We start from the raw sequence: 19,637 nt of genomic DNA, 5'->3' as shown, positions 1-19,637 counted from the left end.
CCGAAGTTGTGCTTCTATCCTTGATCCCGGCCCCTTTCGCAGACCGTTTCGCCATCAGGACCCCCATGCACCATTCGACCCACGACCTGCTGTCCCCCGTCCCGGGCATCGCCCGCCAGTTGCACAGCTTCCACTTTGGCCCGCGCGGTGGCGGCAAGGTGTACATCCAGGCCTCGCTGCACGCCGACGAACTGCCGGGCATGCTGGTGGCCTGGCACCTCAAGCAGCGCCTGGGCGAGCTGGAACAGCAGGGCCGCCTGAAGCGCGAGATCATTCTGGTGCCGGTGGCCAACCCCGTGGGGCTGGAACAGGTGCTGCTGGATGCGCCGCTGGGCCGCTTCGAGTTGCAGAGCGGGGAGAACTTCAACCGCAACTTCGTCGACCTGTCGGACAGCATCGGCGACCAGATCGAGGCCCATCTCACCCAGGACCCGGCGCACAACCTGGCGCTGATCCGCGAGTACCTGCGCCGCGGCCTGGACGCCCACCCCGCGCGCACGCCCCTGCAATCCCAACGCCTGGCCCTGCAACGCCTGGCCTGCGATGCCGACATGGTGCTCGACCTGCACTGTGATTTCGAAGCCGTTGAACACCTGTACACCACCCCCGAGGCCTGGCCCCAGGTCGAGCCGCTGGCCCGCTACCTGGGCGTACAGGCCAGCCTGCTGGCCACCGACTCCGGCGGGCAGTCGTTCGACGAGTGTTTCAGCCTGGTCTGGTGGCAGTTGCAGCAACGCTTCGGCAAGCGCTTCCCGATCCCCCAGGGCAGCTTCTCGGTAACCATCGAGCTGCGTGGGCAGGCTGACGTGAGCCACGCCCTGGCGACCCAGGACTGCCAGGCGATCCTCGATTTCCTCATCCATGCCGGCGTCATCGAAGGCCAGCCCGCGCCACTGCCGGCGCTGCGCCAGCCGGCCACGCCGCTGGCGGCGGTGGAGCCGGTGACCGCACCGTTGGGCGGCCTGCTGGTGTTCCATGCCAAGCCAGGGCAATACCTGGAAGCCGGCCAGTTGATTGCCGAGGTGATCGACCCGCTCAGCGACCGGGTGACGCCACTGCGCAATACCCAGGCCGGGCTGATGTACGCCCGCAGCGTGCGGCGCATGGCCACCGCCGGCATGGTGGTCGCCCATGTCGCTGGGGAACAGGTGTGCCGCAGCGGTTACCTGCTGGGCAACTGATTCGCTAAAACCAAACGGGCTAGCCTGCGGTCACTAGATGCACAGCCTCGAAGGAAGCCGCGCATGCCCGCCGCCACCGACCTCGCCAACCGCTGGTTCGCTATCCGCCAGTGGACACCGTTCGCCTTCCAGCGCCGGGTGTGGGCGGCGGTCGGGCGCAGTGAGTCGGGCCTGCTGCATGCCAGTACCGGCGCTGGCAAGACCTACGCCGTGTGGCTGGCGGCGCTGCGCGCCTACGCCAAGCCAGGCGACAGCCAGCAGAACGCGCCCCTGCACGTGCTATGGATCACCCCCATGCGTGCCCTGGCGGCCGATACCGCGCGCGCCTTGCAAGCCCCGCTCGCCGACCTGGGTATCGCCTGGTCCGTGGGCGTGCGCAGCGGCGACACCAATAGCGCCGAGCGCGCCCGCCAGGCCCGGCGCCTGCCCAGCGCCCTGGTCACCACGCCGGAAAGCCTGACCCTGCTGCTCACCCGTGCCCAGGCCGAAACTGACTTCGCCAGCCTGCGCATGGTGGTGGTGGACGAATGGCACGAGCTGCTGGGCAACAAGCGCGGCGTGCAGCTGCAGCTGGCCCTGGCCCACCTGCGCCGTTGGCAGCCGCGTCTGGTGGTGTGGGGGCTGTCCGCCACCCTGGGCAACCTTCCCCATGCCCTCGACGTGCTGCTCCCCCAGGGCGGCTTGCTGCTGCGCGGCCGGCAGGACAAACGCATGCAGGTCGACACGCTGCTGCCGCCACGGCTGGAGCGGTTTCCCTGGGCTGGGCACATGGGCCTGAAGCTGCTCGACCAAGTCGCTGCCGAACTCGATGCCAGTGCCAGCAGCCTGGTGTTCACCAACACCCGTGCCCAATCGGAGCTCTGGTACCAAGCTTTGCTCGAGGCACGCCCCGACTGGGCCGGGCTGATCGCCCTGCATCACGCCTCGCTGGCCCGGGAAACCCGCGACTGGGTGGAGCGCAGCCTCAAGCAAGGCACGCTCAAGGCGGTGATCTGCACCTCGAGCCTGGACTTGGGGGTGGACTTCCTGCCCGTGGAGCGGGTGTTGCAGATTGGCTCGGCCAAGGGGATCGCCCGACTGTTGCAGCGAGCCGGGCGTTCCGGGCACGCCCCTGGGCGTACCTCGCGCATCACCCTGGTGCCCACCCATAGCCTGGAATTGGTGGAAGCGGCCGCGGCACGCCGGGCCCTGGCCGCCGGCCACATCGAGGCGCGGCAATCACCGCGCCTGTGCATGGATGTACTGGTCCAGCACCTGGTCAGCATGGCCTTGGGCTGCGGTTTTCGCCCTGCCCTGTTGCTGGAGGAGGTGCGCGCCACCTGGGCCTTTCGCGACTTGCGCGACAGCCAGTGGCAGTGGGCGCTGGCCTTCGTCCGCCACGGCGGCAGCGCACTCGGCGCCTACCCCGACTACCAGCGGGTGGAAGCCCAGGCCGACGGGGTCTGGCGGGTGACCAGCGAACGCCTGGCGCGGCGCCACCGCATGGGCATCGGCACCATCGTCAGCGACGCCAGCGTGCAACTGAAATACTGGAGCAAGGGCGGGGGTGGCAAGCACCTGGGCAGTGTCGAGGAGGCGTTCATCGCCCGCCTGCGCCCGGGCGATAGCCTGCTGTTCGCCGGCCGTGTGCTGGAGCTGGTGCGGGTCGAGAACATGACCGCCTACGTGCGCCGCAGCAACGCGCGCAGGGCCGCCGTGGCACGCTGGAACGGTGGGCGCATGCCTCTGTCCAGCGAGCTGGCCGATGCCGTGGTCGAGCAGTTCGACGCCGCAGCCCAGGGCCGTTTCGACGGCGAGGAGATGCGCGCGGTGCGCCCGTTGCTGGCGTTGCAGGCACGCTGGTCGGCGCTACCGACGGCGCGCACGCTGCTGGCTGAAACCCTGGTGTCGCGGCAAGGCTCGCATCTGTTCCTCTACCCGTTCGCCGGGCGCATGGCCAACCTGGGGCTGGCCAACCTGATCGCCTGGCGGGTCAGCCGTACGCAGCCCCTTTCGGTGTCCATCGCGGTCAGTGACTACGGCTTCGAACTGCTCAGCCCGAGCCCGGTGGACTGGGCGAGCCACCTACCGGCGGCACTGTGCACCGACGCACTGCTGGAGGATGTGCTGGCCAGCCTCAACGCCGGTGAGATGGCCCAGCGGCGCTTTCGCGAAATCGCCCAGATCGCCGGGCTGGTGTTCGGTGGCTACCCGTCGGCGCAGAAAAGCACGCGGCAGATCCAGGCCTCGAGCGGCCTGTTCTTCGAAGTGCTGCGCAAACATGACGCCGCTAACCTGCTGCTCGGGCAGGCCCGCGACGAGGTGCTGGCCGAGGAGCTGGAAATCGAGCGTTTGCACCGGCAATTACGCAAGATGGCCGGACAATACCTGGAACTGCGGGCGCTGCGGCGGCCTGGCCCACTGGCATTCACTTTGCTGGTGGAGGGTATGCGCGAAACCATGAGCACCGAAAAACTCGCCGACCGTATCGCACGGATGGTCAGCGAGCTTGAGATCGCCGCCGGCAAGGCAGGCCCCGCATGACTGCCTTGGTCATCGAGCATGCCGGCCAGACCTTGTGGCTGCTGCCGGACCGGGCCCTCTACTGGCCCGCGCGGCAGGCCCTGCTGGTGGCCGATGTGCACATCGGCAAGGCTGCCAGCTACCGTGCCCTGCACCAGCCCGTGCCACGCGGCACCACCGAGGCGAATCTGGCACGGCTGGACAACCTGCTGGCGCAGCACCGTTGCGCGATGCTGATCATTCTCGGCGACTTCCTGCACGCCCGCACGGGCCGGGCGCCAGCCACTCTGGCCACGTTGCAGGCCTGGCGCGACCGCCACCCGACACTGGAGATCGTACTGGTGCGGGGCAATCATGACCGGCATGCCGGCGATCCGCCCGCCGGCTTGCGGTTCATGCTCAAGGACGAGCCCTGGCTGCTCGAACCGTTCGCCCTGCGGCATGACCCCGCGCCACATGACGGCTACCCGGTACTCGCTGGGCATGCGCACCCGGTGTACCACCTGCGCGGGCGCGCGCACCAATGCCTGCGCCTGCCATGCTTCGTCGTCGGGCCACAGGTGACCCTGCTGCCAGCCTTCGGTGAATTCACCGGCGGCTGGGCCGTGTCGCCGGGGATGGACGATCGGGTGTTCCTGGCCGCTGCCGGGCAGGTGTGGCCAGTGACAACCTGATTCAGGCCACGGGCGCGGGTGGCGGTTCGTCGGGCAAGGTCGGCTCGCCCGGCTCCATGGGCGGATGCTCGCCGGGCTCCGGGGGCTGCGGGGTGTCGGGGTCTGGCTGGTGCGGTACACCGCCTGCCTGCAGCGGTGTTGGCGGATGCGCCAGCAGCGACCAGGCCGGCAAACCGATCTGGTTCGGCTGCAGGACGGCCAGCTTGGCGCTGATTGCGGGGTCGAGTTTCATGGGCTGCTCCTGACGAGAGCCGGCGCGCTGCTTGCGTGCCGGGACTGTTCACTCGTTGGAGTGCCGTGCGGGGAAACAATTCCCCGCGTTGGTCAGGTGCGTGGCAGGGTGACGCCGCGCTGGCCCTGGTACTTGCCACCACGGTCCTTGTACGACACTTCGCATTCTTCGTCGGATTGCAGGAACAGCATCTGCGCCACGCCTTCATTGGCGTAGATCTTCGCCGGCAGCGTGGTGGTGTTGGAGAACTCGAGGGTGACGTGGCCTTCCCACTCGGGCTCGAGCGGGGTGACGTTGACGATGATGCCACACCGGGCATAGGTGCTCTTGCCCAGGCAGATGGTCAGTACATCGCGCGGGATACGGAAGTATTCGACGGTGCGGGCCAGGGCGAAGGAGTTCGGCGGGATGATGCAGACGTCACTCTTGATGTCGACGAAGCTGCCGGCATCGAAGTTCTTCGGGTCGACAGTGGCCGAGTTGATGTTGGTGAACACCTTGAATTCATCGGCGCAACGCACGTCGTAGCCGTAGCTGGAGACGCCGAAGGAGATGACCCGGCTGTCCTGCTCGCCGCGCACCTGGCGCTCGACGAACGGTTCGATCATGCCGTGTTCCTGCGCCATGCGGCGAATCCACTTGTCCGATTTGATGCTCATGGCGGGGGTGTCCTGAGAGTGCAAGGTGAAAAAATCGTGGTGCGCATCTTACCGGTCCTGTGCCCCTGCGGCAAAGTCGCATCCCCTGCCCCGGCCACAATCCCCGCCGGACGGGGCTTGCAGCCACCGCCGATCCGAATTTCGACAAACCTTTCGCCGGTTATTGGCAGGTTGGGGAAAGTGAGTTATGGTGTCGCCACTGTGCTGCACGCGACACCGAAGATCTGTTTGATGCACGATTCACATCGGCCCATCTCCAAGACACCTTCTGCTCCTTTGCACTCAGTTCTACGGCCTGGGTTTTTCCTGGCCGCCATCAACTTTGTCCAAGGAGACAGAAAAATGTCCAACCGTCAATCCGGTGTTGTCAAGTGGTTCAACGACGAGAAAGGCTACGGCTTCATCACCCCTCAGTCGGGCGACGACCTGTTCGTACACTTCAAAGCCATCCAAGCTGACGGCTTCAAGACCCTGAAAGAAGGCCAGGCTGTTACTTTCGTCGCTACCCGCGGCCAGAAAGGCATGCAGGCTGAAGAAGTTCAGATCGCCTAAGTCGATCTCGCTTCCTAGCTTTCAGAAAAAACCCGCCATTGGCGGGTTTTTTTGTGCCTGCTCAAACAGGCATTTGCGTCACCGTGGGAGCGGGCTGGCCCCGCGATGAGGCCGCCCCTAAAACGAGTAATCCCAGGCCCGACCTCATCGCGGGGCAAGCCCGCTCCCACGTAAACTTCAGATGCTCAGTCTTCGCTGATGGTAATGCTCGGCATCGCCGGCGCCGCGGCTTCCTGCAACACGATCCGTGCCCCCACCTGCCGCGCCAGCTCCTGGTAGACCATGGCAATCTGGCTTTCCGGCTCGGCGATCGCGGTTGGCTTGCCGCTGTCGGCCTGCTCGCGGATCAGCATCGACAGCGGCAACGAGGCCAGCAGCTCGACACCATACTGCGCCGCCAGCTTCTCACCGCCGCCCTCGCCGAACAGGTGCTCGGCATGGCCGCAATTCGAGCAGATATGTACGGCCATGTTCTCCACCACGCCCAGTACCGGGATGTTGACCTTGCGGAACATCTCCACGCCCTTCTTCGCGTCGAGCAGTGCCAGGTCTTGCGGGGTGGTGACAATCACCGAGCCTGCCACTGGCACCTTCTGCGCCAACGTCAGCTGGATATCACCGGTGCCTGGCGGCATGTCGATCACCAGGTAGTCCAGGTCGTCCCAGGCAGTCTGGGTGACCAGCTGCAACAACGCGCCGGAGACCATCGGGCCGCGCCAGACCATGGGCGTGTTGTCATCGGTGAGGAAGGCCATGGACATCACCTCGACACCATGGGCCTTGATCGGCACGAACCACTTCTGCTCGCGCACCTGCGGGCGGGTGCCTTCGGCGATACCGAACATCACGCCTTGGCTGGGGCCGTAGATGTCGGCGTCGAGAATGCCGACCCGGGCACCTTCACGGGCCAGGGCCAGGGCCAGGTTGGCCGCGGTGGTCGACTTGCCGACGCCACCCTTGCCCGAAGCCACGGCGACGATGTTCTTGACGTTGGCCATGGCCGGCACCTGGGCCTGGGCCTTGTGGGTGGCGATCACGCAGTCGATGCTGACCTGGGCCGAGGCGACGCCTTCAAGATTTTCGATCGCGGTCTGCAGCACCTGGGCCCAACCGCCCTTGAACAGGCCGGCGGCGTAGCCCAGTTGCAACTGCACGCTGACCTGGGCGCCCTGGATATCGATGGCGCGCACGCAACCGGCGCTGACCGGGTCCTGGTTCAGGTAGGGATCGGTGTACTGGCGAAGCACGCCTTCGACGGCGGCACGGGTGACGGCACTCATGGAGGCTCCCATTGGCAAACTGGATACGGAACAGGCGCCTATGCTAACCCGTCAATCGTCAGCAGATGCGTTCGCAGGGTGAAATATCTTCGCCAGCCCTTTATAGTGGCCGATCACCCTCATTTTTACCCCGTCGCCAGATAAGTAGCCGAGCCACCATGTCCGAGCCACGTCAGATTCTCGTCACCAGCGCCCTGCCCTATGCCAATGGATCGATCCACCTTGGCCATATGCTCGAGTACATCCAGACGGACATGTGGGTGCGTTTCCAGAAGCTGCGCGGCAACCAGTGCATCTACGTCTGCGCTGACGACGCCCACGGCTCGGCCATCATGCTGCGCGCCGAGAAGGAAGGCATCACCCCGGAACAACTGATCGCCAACGTCCAGGCCGAACACAGCAGCGACTTCGCTGATTTCCTGGTCGACTTCGATAACTTCCACTCGACCCACAGCGACGAGAACCGCGAGCTGTCAGGGCTGATCTATACCCGCCTGCGTGATGCCGGCCATATCGCCACCCGTTCGGTCACGCAATACTTCGACCCTGAGAAGGGCATGTTCCTCGCCGACCGTTTCATCAAGGGCACCTGCCCCAAGTGTGCGGCCGAGGACCAGTACGGCGACAACTGCGAAAAATGCGGCGCCACCTACGCCCCCACCGAGCTGAAGAACCCCAAGTCGGCGATCTCCGGCGCCACCCCGGTGCTGCGCGACTCGCAGCACTTCTTCTTCAAGCTGCCGGACTTCCAGGCCATGCTGCAGCAGTGGACCCGCAGCGGCACCCTGCAGGACGCGGTGGCCAACAAGCTCGCCGAGTGGCTGGATTCGGGCCTGCAGGAGTGGGACATCTCCCGCGATGCGCCATACTTCGGCTTCGAGATCCCCGGCGAGCCAGGCAAGTATTTCTACGTCTGGCTGGACGCACCGATCGGCTACATGGCCAGCTTCAAGAACCTCTGCGCGCGCCGCCCAGAGCTGGACTTCGATGCGTTCTGGAATGAAGGCTCGAAGGCTGAGCTGTATCACTTCATCGGCAAGGACATCGTCAACTTCCACGCCCTGTTCTGGCCGGCCATGCTCGAAGGCTCGGGCTTCCGCAAGCCGACCGCGGTCAACGTGCACGGCTACCTGACCGTCAATGGCGCGAAGATGTCCAAGTCGCGCGGCACCTTCATCAAGGCCCGCACCTACCTCGACCACCTGCAGCCGGAATACCTGCGCTACTACTACGCCGCCAAGCTCGGCCGTGGCGTCGACGACCTCGACCTGAACCTCGAGGACTTCGTGCAGAAGGTCAATTCCGACCTGGTTGGCAAGGTGGTCAACATCGCCAGCCGCTGCGCCGGCTTCATCCACAAGGGCAATGACGGCGTGATGGTTGCCGGCGATGCCGCACCCGAGCTGACCGAAGCCTTCCTGGCCGCCGCCCCATCCATCGCCGAGGCTTACGAAAGCCGCGACTTCGGCCGCGCCATGCGCGAGATCATGGCCCTGGCCGACCGCGCCAACGCCTGGATCGCCGACAAGGCCCCGTGGTCGCTGGCCAAGCAGGAAGGCAAGCAGGATGAAGTCCAGGCCATCTGCGCCCAGGGCATCAACCTGTTCCGTCAGCTGGTGATCTTCCTCAAGCCGGTGCTGCCGGTGCTGGCCGCCGACGCCGAGGCGTTCCTCAACGTCGCGCCGCTGACCTGGAACGACCACCTGTCGCGCCTGGAAAACCACACCCTCAACCCGTTCAAGGCGTTGATGAGCCGGATCGAACTCAGCAAAGTGGAAGCCATGGTCGCCGCCAGCAAGGAAGACCTGCTGGCCGCCGAAGCCAAGATTCCAGCCGGCAACGGCGAACTGAGCAAAGACCCGCTGTCGGCCGAAATCGAGTTCGACACCTTCGCCGCCGTCGACCTGCGTGTGGCGTTGATCGTCAAGGCCGAAGCCGTGCCAGGCGCCGACAAGTTGCTGCAACTGACCCTGGACATCGGCGACGAGCGCCGCAACGTGTTCTCGGGCATCAAGTCGGCCTACCCCGACCCAAGCCAGCTGGAAGGTCGCCTGACCATGATGGTGGCCAACCTCAAACCGCGGAAAATGCGTTTTGGCATCTCCGAAGGCATGGTCATGGCGGCCGGCCCTGGTGGCGAGGAAATCTACCTGCTCAGCCCGGACAGCGGCGCCAAGCCTGGCCAGCGCATCAAGTGACACCCTGCCCCGGCCACTGGCCGGGGCATCTTCATCCAGCCTTCGCCGCCTATAATCACGGCATCGTCAGGCTGCAGGCATCCTCATGAGCGACTACGTCCTGGTCCTGGTCAGCGCCGCGCTGATCGATCACCTGGTGCTGCAACCCAGCCTGGCCGATCGCACTCGGTTGCACGTGGTTGGGTTGTGCAGCGCGTTGCTAATGCTGATCGGGCTGCCTGTTGGCTGGCTGCTGCAGCAGTACCTGCTGCTGCCTCTTGAACTGCGAGCCTTGCAACTGTGGCTGGCCATGCCATTGCTCGCCCTACTCGCGTGGTACCTGCCATACCTGTTGAAGTGCGCACGGCCAGACTGGCCCACCCAAAGTGTGCAAGGCGTGTTGCTGGGCAATGCCCTGCTGCCGGGGTTGCTGTTGCAACTCGACAGCAATGGCATCAGCGGCTGGCAGGCGCTGGTGTGGGGTGCGCTCGGCGGCATGGGGTTCTGGCTGGCGCTGGCACTGTTCGCCGATTTACGCGAACGCTGCAGCCATGACGATATCCCACAGGCCTTGCGCGGCTTGCCCATCGAACTGATCGGTGTTGGCGTGATGGCCATGGCGTTCTCCGGTTTCAACGGATTACTCGCATGATGCCCACGCCTGATCCGCGCCTGCGCAACGCCATGGGCCTGGTTCTGCTGGCCTGCATACCCGGCCTGCTGGCGCTGTTCTGGCTGCATGGCTGGGGCGTGCTGACCAACCTGCTGCTCTGTGCCAGCACTGCGCTGGCTACGGAAGCCCTGCTGCTGGCCTGGCGCCGGCAGGCGATCACGCCGGCACTGACCGACGGTAGCGCCCTGGTGAGCGCCGTGTTGCTGGCCGCTGCCTTGCCCAGCCCGGCCCCTTGGTGGCTGCCGGTGGCCGCGTCGGCCGTCGCCATCGGCCTGGGCAAGCAGGCATTCGGAGGCGTCGGCCGCAACCTGTTCAACCCGGCAATGGTCGGCTATGCCTTCGTGGTGCTGAGCTTTCCGCTTCCGATGAGTCACTGGGTCAGCCAGGCACCCGGCCTGCTCGACAGCCTGCACCTGAGCTTCGCGGCCAGTGACCAGATAGACGCCTGGGCCAGCCCGACGGTGCTGGACACGCTGCGTCACAACCGCAGCCTGACCATGGACGAACTGTTCATCCAACACCCGGCCTTCGGCCACCTCGGTGGGCGCGCAAGTGAGTGGGTGAACCTGGCGTTCTTGCTCGGCGGGTTATTCCTGCTGCACCGCCGGGTGTTCAGCTGGCATGCCCCGATGGGCCTGCTGGGGGGGCTTGCGCTGTTCAGCCTGCTGGCCTGGAACGGTTCGGGGTCCGACTCCCATGGCTCACCCTTGCTGCACCTGTTCTCCGGTTCGACCATGCTGGCAGCCTTCTTCATTGCCACCGAGCCGGTCTCCGGCTGCCGACGCCCACTGGCGCGGTTGCTGTTCGGCATCGGCGCCGGTCTGCTGATCTACCTGATGCGCACCTGGGGCAGCCTGCCCGATGGGACCGCGTTCGCCATCCTGCTCATGAACCTTGCGGTGCCAACCCTGGATCGCTGGGCCGAACGCCGCCAGCAGGTGGCCCCATGAACCTGCACGTGCGCAGTTCGCTGTTGCTGGCGCTGGTGACAGCCCTGGCCCTGGCTGCCACTCTGGCATGGCAACACTGGACAGCCGTGCCCATTGCGGAAGCCGAACGTGCGCAGCATGAGCGCGAATGGCTGGCCGTGATCGCACCTGGCAGCTACGACAACCGGCCGCTGCAAACCCCGCTAACGCTGGCAGATACGACCTTGCGTCACAGCCGTCTGTTGGCCGGCTATAGAGCGAGCTTGACCGAGAAACCCGTGGCAATCCTCCTGCACAGTGAACTTCGGGGCTATGGTGGGCCCATCGAGTTGCTCATTGCCATCGATGATCACGGACGGCTCATTGGCGTGCACGTCCTGCGCCAACAGGAGAGCCCTGGGCTGGGCGACCAGTTGGTCGACCCGCAACGCCGCTGGCTGGACCAGTTCCTCGGCAAGGCCCGTGGCAATCCACCCGAACAGGCGTGGGCACTCAAACGCGACCATGGCGCCTTCGACCAGTTGGCGGGCGCAACTGTCACGTCGCGGGCAGTGATCGACGCGCTACAGGATGCCTTGCGCTATTTCGACGAACACCGAGTAGCACTGCTTGGGGAAGGTAATCATGAATAGGTATTGGTGGTTGATCGCCTGCCTGGCGCCTGTGCTGGGTGCGACCACGACGATCATCCAGGCCTTGTCGATTACAACCTGCCTGGCTGTACTGATCGCACTCCACCAGTTGCTGATGCTCCCCCTGCGCAACCGCCTCGAACCCACAAACCAGCTGTGGGCAAGCCTGATACTGTCCATCGCACTCACCAGCATCCTGCAACTCGGGCTACGCGCCTGGGCCCTGCCCCTGGCCTTGTCGCTTGGCCACTACCCTTTGTTGCTCGCCGTTCAGGCCCTGGCCTTCGACCGTCTGTTGCCGGCAAACGATCGCTGGCGCGCGTCGCTCACCACCCTTGCCGGCCTGTTAGCCGCATGCCTGGCGCTGGCCATTGGCCGCCAGGTACTGGCTGACGGCCTCGGCCTGCACCTTGCGCAGCTCACTCCGGGTGCATTGATGCTGCTCGGCCTGCTGCTGGGCTTGTACAATCATCTGCGCCGCAAGCCCACCTCAGCTCGCCGTCAAGGAACCCTTTGACCCCATGAATGCCGCCAAACGCCTGGAAATTTTTCGCAGGCTGCACGAAGACAATCCAGACCCAAAGACTGAACTGGCCTACACCACCCCCTTCGAACTGCTGATTGCCGTGATCCTCTCGGCCCAGGCTACCGATGTCGGCGTCAACAAGGCCACAGCCCGCCTGTTTCCTGTGGCCAACACGCCACAAGCTATCCACGCCCTGGGGGTGGACGGCCTCAGCGAATACATCAAGACCATCGGGCTGTACAACAGCAAGGCCAAGAACGTCATCGAAACCTGCCGGCTGTTGGTCGAACAGCATGACGGCGAAGTACCACAAACCCGCGAAGCACTCGAGGCACTGCCCGGGGTTGGCCGCAAGACCGCCAATGTCGTGCTCAATACCGCCTTTCGCCAACTGGCCATGGCCGTCGACACGCATATTTTCCGAGTGAGCAACCGCACGGGTATCGCCCCAGGCAAGACCGTGCTGGACGTGGAGAAGAAGCTGCTCAAGTTCGTGCCCAAGGACTACCTGCTCGATGCCCACCACTGGTTGATCCTGCATGGTCGCTATGTCTGCCAGGCGCGCAAGCCACGTTGCGGTAGTTGCCGTATCGAGGACCTGTGCGAGTACAAACAAAAGACATCCGACGATTGAGGCAATAGAAACAAACTCATCCTTCGATTGAAAAAATCTTTTTTACCCGCTCGTTGAATCCCGCTATAAGGACGGCCAATGGCCCTTTGGCTTGGAGTGACGCATGAGCACCGATAAAGAAGACCTGGCTATCGACGAAGATTTCCAGAACCCGGACGACGATGGGGAGCCGCAGGCCGAACCAGCCAAGACCAACCTCAGCAAACGTCGGACCATCGACAACATGCTGGAAGAGCGCCGCCTGAAAAAACAGCTGGCCGACTTCGATTACGACCTGTAGCCAAGCCATGAAAAAGCCTCCTTACCGGAGGCTTTTTCGAGTCAGGCCAGATCATTTCGCTGCGCCAACTCAATCAGATCAACCAGTGAACGGGCGTTGAGTTTGAGCAGCAGCCGGGTTTTGTAGGTACTCACCGTCTTGTTGCTGAGAAACATGCTGTCGGCGATTTCCTTGTTGCTCTTCCCACGAGCCAGTTGCTGCAGCACCATCATTTCTCTCCCCGAAAGGCGCTTGACCATTTCCACTTCGCTGCCCCCGACTATTCCGGTTCGCCCCTTGTGCAGCGCCTGATTAGGGAAGTAACTGTAACCCGAAAGCACCGCCTTGATAGCACTCAGCAGTTCTGTCAACTCCTGCTGCTTGCACACATACCCTGCGGCTCCGGCCTGCATGCACCGCATCGAGAAATGACCAGGTGCCTGCGATGTCAGCACCAGCACTTTGCTTGCCGGGCTGGCCATGGCCATGCGAGCGACGACCTCCAAACCATCCAGCTTGGGGATGCCTATATCCAGGATGACAATGTCCGGCAGGTGCTCTCGCGTCAGCTGCAAGGCATCCACCCCGTTATCGGTTTCCGCCACCACCTCGTAGCCATGCCGCTCCATCAGCATGCGTACCGCCAGACGAATGACCGGGTGATCATCCACGATCAGCACTTTGTTCATGCGATATCCATAATATGCGTTGTTGTTAGTTTCGACATTCACCATCACCGAGCATAACGATTAATCATGCGACGGTTTCCCTGGCACTTGCACAGAAGGAAGGCGCCCACTCAATTTGAGGAATATTCCTACAAAGCGTTGTTTCAGATTTTTATTTTCATCAATAGCGCAAATGGTCGTACAAAAGTTATCACTCTGATAGCCAGACTCCAAGCACGCATGGGTTACACATCGCGCAGGAAATTTCTACTATTCACAAAGATAACGACACTTGAGATTTTCCATAGGTTTTAGTTCCACAACGGGAAACTCAAGACGCTTATTAGCGCTTGCGCAACGAGCTACTGATGAGCAAAGCATGCCAGGCGCTCATCATGAACAACCCATCATTCAGTCCATTGACTCTTATTGCTGTTTTCGCTGGGGTTATCGAGGCTTCCGCCCTGGCATCGCTGCCGTTCCTGAGCGAAGACAGCCAGACGATCTATACATGGTTTCTGGTGGGTTTCCCCTTCTTCCTCACCGTGCTGTTCTTCCTCACGCTGAACTTCAACACGGGGTCGCTGTTCGCCCCCGAGCAGCATGAACAAACGACGACATGCCAGAACCCTCCTCAGCCTCTGGCGGCGGCGGCCCCTACATCCCAGTCGGTCAAGGCGGGACCCGAACACCCTCCCCCCCCTACAAGACCTGCCGGGGAGCAGGAGAGCGCCATGATCATCGCCATCTCCGGACCGGACAGCCGCAAGATGTTCGAACACCACGTACTGCGCATGATCGATCGACAGCACACGACGACCAAACGCTGGATCCTCTATAACCTCGATACCCGAACCTGCATCCACCTCTCCGCAGGCCCCATGCAGGAAGCAGGTGCACCGTTCGAGCAGGATGTCGATACTTGAACGCGGCGCAAAAAAAAACCCGGCCTGGGCCGGGTTTCTTTCAACGGGACGTTCAGAGCATCGAACGGCCTTTGTTGGCTGCAATGCGCATGCGCAGTGCATTGAGCTTGATGAAGCCAGCAGCATCCGCCTGGTTGTAGGCGCCGCCATCTTCCTCGAAGGTCGCGATGTTGGCATCGAACAGCGAGTCGTCCGACTTGCGGCCGACGACCACGACGTTGCCCTTGTACAGCTTCAGGCGTACCACACCGTTCACGTTCACCTGCGAGGCGTCGATCATCTGCTGCAGCATCAGACGCTCAGGGCTCCACCAATAGCCGGTGTAGATCAGGCTGGCATACTTCGGCATCAACTCATCTTTCAGGTGAGCGACTTCGCGGTCCAGGGTGATCGACTCGATGGCGCGGTGGGCCTTGAGCATGATGGTGCCGCCTGGCGTTTCATAGCAGCCGCGGGACTTCATGCCGACGTAGCGGTTCTCGACGATGTCGAGGCGGCCGATACCGTTGGCGCCGCCAATGCGGTTGAGGTCGGCCAGTACGGTGGCCGGGGACTTCTCGACGCCGTCGATGGCAACGATGTCACCGTTGCGGTAGGTCAGCTCGATGTAGGTCGCCTGGTCCGGAGCATTCTCAGGAGAGACGCTCCATTTCCACATGTCTTCCTCGTGCTCGGTCCAGGTATCTTCCAGGACACCGCCTTCGTAGGAGATGTGCAGCAGGTTGGCATCCATCGAGTACGGCGACTTCTTCTTGCCATGACGCTCGATCGGGATACCGTGCTTCTCGGCGTAGTCCATCAGTTTCTCGCGCGACAGCAGGTCCCACTCGCGCCATGGCGCGATGACCTTGACACCTGGCTTGAGCGCGTAGGCGCCCAGCTCGAAGCGCACCTGGTCGTTCCCTTTGCCGGTAGCGCCGTGGGAAATGGCGTCGGCGCCAGTCTCGTTGGCAATTTCGATCAGGCGCTTGGCGATCAGCGGGCGGGCGATGGAAGTACCCAGCAGGTACTCGCCTTCGTACACGGTGTTGGCGCGGAACATCGGGAACACGAAGTCACGCACGAATTCTTCGCGCAGGTCGTCGATGTAGATTTCTTTCACGCCCATCGCCTGGGCCTTGGCGCGGGCCGGCTCGACCTCTTCGCCCTGTCCCAGGTCAGCGGTGAAGGTCACCACTTCGCAGTTGTAGGTGTCCTGCAGCCACTTGAGAATCACCGAAGTATCAAGGCCGCCGGAATACGCCAGTACGACCTTTTTTACGTCCGCCATGCCATCACTCCACGGGGTTGTACGGAAAGCCTCCGATTCTAACGACCTTGTGGCGAAAATTACAGTGGGGCGACAGCTTGTGATGACAAAGCGACAGGAACTGTCGAGAGCGCGACCCGTCGTCGCACTCAGGACTTCTTCGCAGGGGCCTGTTGTGCCGGTGCGGTGGCAGGCACGGCGGCGGCGGCCGGTGCCACGGGCGCAGCCGGTTTTTCCTGGGGTTTCTCGACCGGCGTGACACGATCGAGCTGAATGTTCACCCGGCGATTACGCGCGCGGTTGGCGGCGCTGTTGTTCTTGGCCAGCGGGTAACGCTCGCCATGGAAGCGCACGGTGATCTGCGACTCCGGCACGCCGTGGGCCTTGAGGTATTCGGCGACAGCCAGCGCGCGACGGCGCGATGTGTCGCGGTTGGTCAGCCGGTTGCCACTGTTATCGGAATGGCCATTGAGTTCGATGGCGTTGACCGACGGATCGGCCTTCAAGTAGTCGAGGATCACGTCCAGGCGGGCACGCGCCGAGCTGTCCAGGTCGATGCCGCCACCCGGGAAGCCCACCTGGGTCTGGCGAATCTGGTCGAAGTTCATCGGCAGCAGCTTGGCCGCGCACACCTGGTAGTCGCTGTACGCCTTGGCGAAGCTGACTGGCATCACATGCACTTCCATGGGCCGGCCACCTTCGCCGGTGTAATTGCGCACCACAGTGCTGCGGCCATCGAGCAGGCCATTGATCAACCGGCTGGCCTGCCCCTGGGATGAGGTGAACAACACCCCGCTGCGCGCCATGCGCACCGCCCCGAGGTTGACATCGCCACGCCCGGGTTGCCAGGGTGCCGCGGCCGCCAGCAGCGTGGCAGAACCTGCGCCCAGCACGTTGCTGTCGGAACGCAGCCGAAAGACCGGTTGCTCACCCGCGCGGCGCACGAACTCGCCACTGCCGAAACCGTCGATCGGCTGGACCAGGCGACATTCGAACTGGTCACCCTCGACTTTCCAGGCGACATTCTCCACCCGGGTCTGGAAGGTCAGCGCCCCGGCCGGCAGGCTGGCGACAAGAGTGAACAGGGCTAGATAACGCTGGCGCACGGGCGGCTCCACAAATTCTGACGGCTTACCACAACGCTATCGGTCGCTTGTCGGAAAACTTGATAGCCGTGCTCGCCCAGGGGTTTTCCGGTAGCATTGGCTTCTGAGTTCGACCCGCCTGGAATCCCCAATGTCCGATCGCCTGACCCTCCTGCGTCCCGACGACTGGCACATCCATCTGCGCGATGGTGCCGTCCTGCCCCATACCGTTGGTGATGTGGCCCGTACCTTCGCCCGTGCCATCATCATGCCCAACCTGGTTCCGCCGGTACGCAATGCCGTCGAAGCCGGCGCCTACCGTGAGCGCATTCTGGCCGCCCGTCCGGCAGGCAGCCGCTTCGAGCCGCTGATGGTGCTGTACCTCACCGACCGTACCAGCGCCGAGGATGTTCGCGCGGCCAAGGCCAGCGGTATCGTGTACGCCGCCAAACTGTATCCGGCCGGCGCCACCACCAACTCCGACTCCGGCGTGACCAGCATCGACAATATCTTCCCCGCGATCGAAGCCCTGGCCGAGACCGGCTTGCCGCTGCTGGTGCACGGTGAAGTGACGCGCAGCGAGATCGACGTGTTCGACCGCGAGAAGCGCTTCATCGACGAGCACATGCGTCGCCTGGTCGAACGCTTCCCGACGCTGAAGGTGGTGTTCGAGCACATCACCACCAGCGACGCCGCGCAGTTCGTGACCGACGCTCCAGCCAACGTCGGTGCGACCATCACTGCCCAGCACTTGCTGTACAACCGCAACCACATGCTGGTCGGCGGCATTCGCCCGCACTTCTATTGCCTGCCGATCCTCAAGCGCAACACCCACCAGGTGGCGCTGCTGGACGCGGCCACCAGCGGCAACCCGAAGTTCTTCCTCGGCACCGACTCCGCCCCCCACGCCCAGCACGCGAAAGAGGCCGCCTGCGGCTGCGCGGGCTGCTACACCGCCTACGCCGCCATCGAGATGTACGCCGAAGCGTTCGAGCAACGCAACGCGCTGGACAAGCTCGAAGGCTTCGCCAGCAAGCATGGCCCGGACTTCTACGGTTTGGCGCGCAACACCGACACCATCACCCTGGTGCGCGAAGAATGGACCGCCCCCGCCAGCCTGCCATTCGGCGACAACACCGTGATCCCGCTGCGCGCCGGTGAAAAACTGCGCTGGCGCCTGCTGGAGGACAACGCGTGAGCGAAGACCTCTACGACGACGAACAGGACGGCCAGGTCAGCAGCGGCTCGCGCCACCCCATGGCCGAACGTTTCCGCGGTTACCTGCCGGTGGTAGTGGATGTCGAGACCGGCGGCTTCAACAGCGCCACCGATGCCCTGCTGGAAATTGCCGCAGTGACCATCGGCATGGACGAAAAGGGCTTCCTGTTCCCCGAGCACACCTACTTCTATCGGGTCGAACCGTTCGAAGGCGCCAACATCGAGGCTGCGGCACTGGAGTTCACCGGCATCAAGCTGGACCACCCGCTGCGCATGGCAGTGAGCGAGGAAAGCGCCCTCACCGACATCTTCCGTGGTGTGCGCAAGGCATTGAAGGCCAACGGCTGCAAACGCGCGATCCTGGTTGGGCACAACAGCAGTTTCGACCTGGGCTTCCTCAACGCCGCGGTGGCGCGCAACGATATCAAGCGCAACCCCTTCCACCCGTTCTCCAGCTTCGACACCGCCACGCTCGCCGGCCTGGCGTATGGCCAGACCGTGCTGGCGCGGGCTTGCCAGAGCGCGGATATCGACTTCGACGGCCGTGAAGCGCATTCGGCGCGCTACGACACCGAGAAGACTGCCGAGCTGTTCTGCGGCATCGTCAACCGCTGGAAAGAGATGGGCGGCTGGCGCGATTTCAACGACTGATCCGAAATCCCGGGGCCGCTTTGCGGCCCTGTCGCGACACAAGGCCGCTCCTACAGAAGATCGCGCCCCCTGTAGGAGCGGCCTTGTGTCGCGAAAGGAGCGCGCAGCGCTCCCAGAGTCCAGACATAAAAAAACCGGCCACAGGGGCCGGTTTTTTTATGCGCGTGGCAATTACAGCTTGCCAGCGTTCTCGCTCAGGTAAGCGGCAACGCCTTCCGGCGAAGCGTTCATGCCCTTGTCGCCTTTCTTCCAGTTGGCCGGGCAGACTTCGCCGTGCTCTTCGTGGAATTGCAGGGCATCGACCAGGCGCAGCAGCTCGTCCATGTTGCGGCCCAGTGGCAGGTCGTTGACGATCTGCGAACGGACAACACCGTTGGTGTCGATCAGGAAGGCGCCACGGAAAGCCACGCCGCCTTCGGACTCGACGTCGTAGGCCTTGCAGATTTCGTGGGTCATGTCGGCTGCCAGGGTGTACTTGACCTGGCCGATGCCGCCGTTGTTGACCGGGGTGTTACGCCAGGCGTTGTGGGTGAAGTGCGAGTCGATCGACACGCCGATCACTTCCACGTTGCGCGCCTGGAAATCAGGGATGCGGTTGTCCAGGGCGATCAGCTCGGACGGGCAGACGAAGGTGAAGTCCAGCGGGTAGAAGAACACCAGGCCGTACTTGCCTTTGATGGCCGAGGCCAGGTTGAAGCTGTCGACGATTTCGCCGTTGCCCAGCACGGCTGGTACGGTGAAGTCAGGGGCTTGTTTACCAACGAGTACGCTCATGCGATTTCTCCTGATGAGGGGTGGAAAACCTTGCCCGGGTGGAACGGCGTCCCCCGGAACCGGCAAAGGCCGACCATCATACACGGCTTATCGTGACAGGCCGAATCTGTACCACCGGTCGCTCAAGCACGGCCCTTTCAGAAAGTGCTTTGACAA

The 19,637-nt window shown here is 63.5% G+C and carries 21 protein-coding genes; 14 read left to right on the top strand and 7 right to left on the bottom strand.

Annotated features, from left to right (window positions below):
- Positions 1–65 precede the first annotated feature (65 nt).
- The 3 genes from IX761_RS09335 to pdeM all read left to right on the top strand — a co-directional run bounded on the left by IX761_RS09335 (position 66) and on the right by pdeM (position 4,357).
- Positions 66–1,181, top strand: coding sequence for a succinylglutamate desuccinylase/aspartoacylase family protein (locus IX761_RS09335; RefSeq protein WP_194789308.1), 1,116 nt, complete (start codon positions 66–68; stop codon positions 1,179–1,181).
- Positions 1,182–1,244: 63 nt separating this feature from the next.
- A complete protein-coding gene (locus IX761_RS09330) occupies positions 1,245–3,704 on the top strand; it encodes a ligase-associated DNA damage response DEXH box helicase (RefSeq protein WP_194789307.1) in 2,460 nt (819 codons plus the stop codon).
- On the top strand, positions 3,701–4,357 hold the full coding sequence (pdeM, locus tag IX761_RS09325) for a ligase-associated DNA damage response endonuclease PdeM (RefSeq protein ID WP_194789306.1): 657 nt from the start codon (positions 3,701–3,703) through the stop codon (positions 4,355–4,357). Before IX761_RS09330 ends, pdeM begins: the two co-directional genes overlap by 4 nt.
- 1 nt (position 4,358) lies before the next feature.
- Here pdeM and IX761_RS09320 read toward each other — a convergent pair whose 3' ends face one another.
- Both IX761_RS09320 and dcd read right to left on the bottom strand, forming a co-directional pair.
- Positions 4,359–4,589: a hypothetical protein gene (locus IX761_RS09320; RefSeq protein WP_194789305.1), complete on the bottom strand. Its 231-nt coding sequence runs from the start codon at positions 4,587–4,589 to the stop codon at positions 4,359–4,361.
- Between the two features lie 92 nt (positions 4,590–4,681).
- Complete coding sequence (gene dcd, locus IX761_RS09315; RefSeq protein WP_003258001.1) at positions 4,682–5,248, bottom strand: dCTP deaminase; 567 nt, start codon at positions 5,246–5,248, stop codon at positions 4,682–4,684.
- A 342-nt stretch (positions 5,249–5,590) separates the two neighbouring features.
- On the opposite strand from dcd, the gene IX761_RS09310 reads away from it, so the two are divergent.
- Positions 5,591–5,800 (top strand): cold-shock protein, encoded by a 210-nt coding sequence (locus IX761_RS09310; RefSeq protein WP_003254922.1) that lies wholly within the window; start codon positions 5,591–5,593, stop codon positions 5,798–5,800.
- Positions 5,801–5,985: 185 nt separating this feature from the next.
- On the opposite strand, the gene apbC is transcribed toward IX761_RS09310, so the two are convergent.
- Positions 5,986–7,080, bottom strand: coding sequence for an iron-sulfur cluster carrier protein ApbC (gene apbC, locus IX761_RS09305; protein WP_194789304.1), 1,095 nt, complete (start codon positions 7,078–7,080; stop codon positions 5,986–5,988).
- Positions 7,081–7,238: 158 nt separating this feature from the next.
- Here apbC and metG point away from each other — a divergent pair, with 158 nt between their 5' ends.
- The 7 genes from metG (at position 7,239) to IX761_RS09270 (ending at position 12,931) form a co-directional block, all read left to right on the top strand.
- Entirely contained in the window at positions 7,239–9,278 is a 2,040-nt protein-coding gene (metG, locus tag IX761_RS09300; RefSeq protein WP_194789303.1) for a methionine--tRNA ligase, read from the top strand.
- 85 nt (positions 9,279–9,363) lie between these two features.
- The gene (locus IX761_RS09295; RefSeq protein ID WP_194789302.1) at positions 9,364–9,909 is read left to right on the top strand and encodes an Rnf-Nqr domain containing protein; all 546 of its coding nucleotides are present in this window, start codon (positions 9,364–9,366) and stop codon (positions 9,907–9,909) included.
- A complete protein-coding gene (locus IX761_RS09290; RefSeq protein WP_194789388.1) occupies positions 9,909–10,880 on the top strand; it encodes an RnfABCDGE type electron transport complex subunit D in 972 nt (323 codons plus the stop codon). The genes IX761_RS09295 and IX761_RS09290 overlap by 1 nt, the downstream gene beginning before the upstream one ends.
- Positions 10,877–11,491 carry an RnfABCDGE type electron transport complex subunit G gene (locus IX761_RS09285; protein WP_194789301.1) on the top strand — a complete coding sequence of 205 codons (615 nt, stop codon included), beginning with the start codon at positions 10,877–10,879 and terminating at the stop codon, positions 11,489–11,491. Before IX761_RS09290 ends, IX761_RS09285 begins: the two co-directional genes overlap by 4 nt.
- On the top strand, positions 11,484–12,008 hold the full coding sequence (locus IX761_RS09280) for an Rnf-Nqr domain containing protein (RefSeq protein WP_194789300.1): 525 nt from the start codon (positions 11,484–11,486) through the stop codon (positions 12,006–12,008). The genes IX761_RS09285 and IX761_RS09280 overlap by 8 nt, the downstream gene beginning before the upstream one ends.
- Before the next feature lie 4 nt (positions 12,009–12,012).
- A complete protein-coding gene (gene nth, locus IX761_RS09275) occupies positions 12,013–12,651 on the top strand; it encodes an endonuclease III (protein ID WP_194789299.1) in 639 nt (212 codons plus the stop codon).
- A gap of 103 nt (positions 12,652–12,754) precedes the next feature.
- Complete coding sequence (locus IX761_RS09270; protein ID WP_194789298.1) at positions 12,755–12,931, top strand: PA3496 family putative envelope integrity protein; 177 nt, start codon at positions 12,755–12,757, stop codon at positions 12,929–12,931.
- Between the two features lie 41 nt (positions 12,932–12,972).
- Here the strand turns inward: IX761_RS09270 and IX761_RS09265 are convergent, their stop codons facing one another.
- Positions 12,973–13,599 carry a response regulator transcription factor gene (locus tag IX761_RS09265; RefSeq protein WP_194789297.1) on the bottom strand — a complete coding sequence of 209 codons (627 nt, stop codon included), beginning with the start codon at positions 13,597–13,599 and terminating at the stop codon, positions 12,973–12,975.
- Positions 13,600–13,946: 347 nt separating this feature from the next.
- Here IX761_RS09265 and IX761_RS09260 point away from each other — a divergent pair, with 347 nt between their 5' ends.
- Positions 13,947–14,504 carry a hypothetical protein gene (locus IX761_RS09260; protein WP_194789296.1) on the top strand — a complete coding sequence of 186 codons (558 nt, stop codon included), beginning with the start codon at positions 13,947–13,949 and terminating at the stop codon, positions 14,502–14,504.
- Between the two features lie 52 nt (positions 14,505–14,556).
- Here IX761_RS09260 and IX761_RS09255 read toward each other — a convergent pair whose 3' ends face one another.
- Together IX761_RS09255 and IX761_RS09250 are read right to left on the bottom strand one after the other, a co-directional pair.
- Positions 14,557–15,774 (bottom strand): argininosuccinate synthase, encoded by a 1,218-nt coding sequence (locus IX761_RS09255; RefSeq protein ID WP_194789295.1) that lies wholly within the window; start codon positions 15,772–15,774, stop codon positions 14,557–14,559.
- A gap of 128 nt (positions 15,775–15,902) precedes the next feature.
- Positions 15,903–16,859: a flagellar protein MotY gene (locus tag IX761_RS09250; RefSeq protein WP_194789294.1), complete on the bottom strand. Its 957-nt coding sequence runs from the start codon at positions 16,857–16,859 to the stop codon at positions 15,903–15,905.
- 130 nt (positions 16,860–16,989) lie between these two features.
- Between IX761_RS09250 and pyrC the strand changes: the two genes are divergently transcribed.
- Positions 16,990–18,036, top strand: coding sequence for a dihydroorotase (pyrC, locus tag IX761_RS09245; protein ID WP_194789293.1), 1,047 nt, complete (start codon positions 16,990–16,992; stop codon positions 18,034–18,036).
- Positions 18,033–18,707 carry a ribonuclease T gene (gene rnt / locus IX761_RS09240; RefSeq protein ID WP_194789292.1) on the top strand — a complete coding sequence of 225 codons (675 nt, stop codon included), beginning with the start codon at positions 18,033–18,035 and terminating at the stop codon, positions 18,705–18,707. The genes pyrC and rnt overlap by 4 nt, the downstream gene beginning before the upstream one ends.
- A gap of 171 nt (positions 18,708–18,878) precedes the next feature.
- Here the strand turns inward: rnt and IX761_RS09235 are convergent, their stop codons facing one another.
- Entirely contained in the window at positions 18,879–19,481 is a 603-nt protein-coding gene (locus IX761_RS09235) for a peroxiredoxin (protein ID WP_023629028.1), read from the bottom strand.
- Between the last annotated feature and the right edge of the window lie 156 nt (positions 19,482–19,637).

The organism is Pseudomonas sp. UFMG81 (assembly GCF_015354575.1).
Lineage (GTDB): Bacteria > Pseudomonadota > Gammaproteobacteria > Pseudomonadales > Pseudomonadaceae > Aquipseudomonas.
Note: the sequence above shows the minus strand (reverse complement) of the source record. Positions and strands in the feature narration are given on the sequence as shown.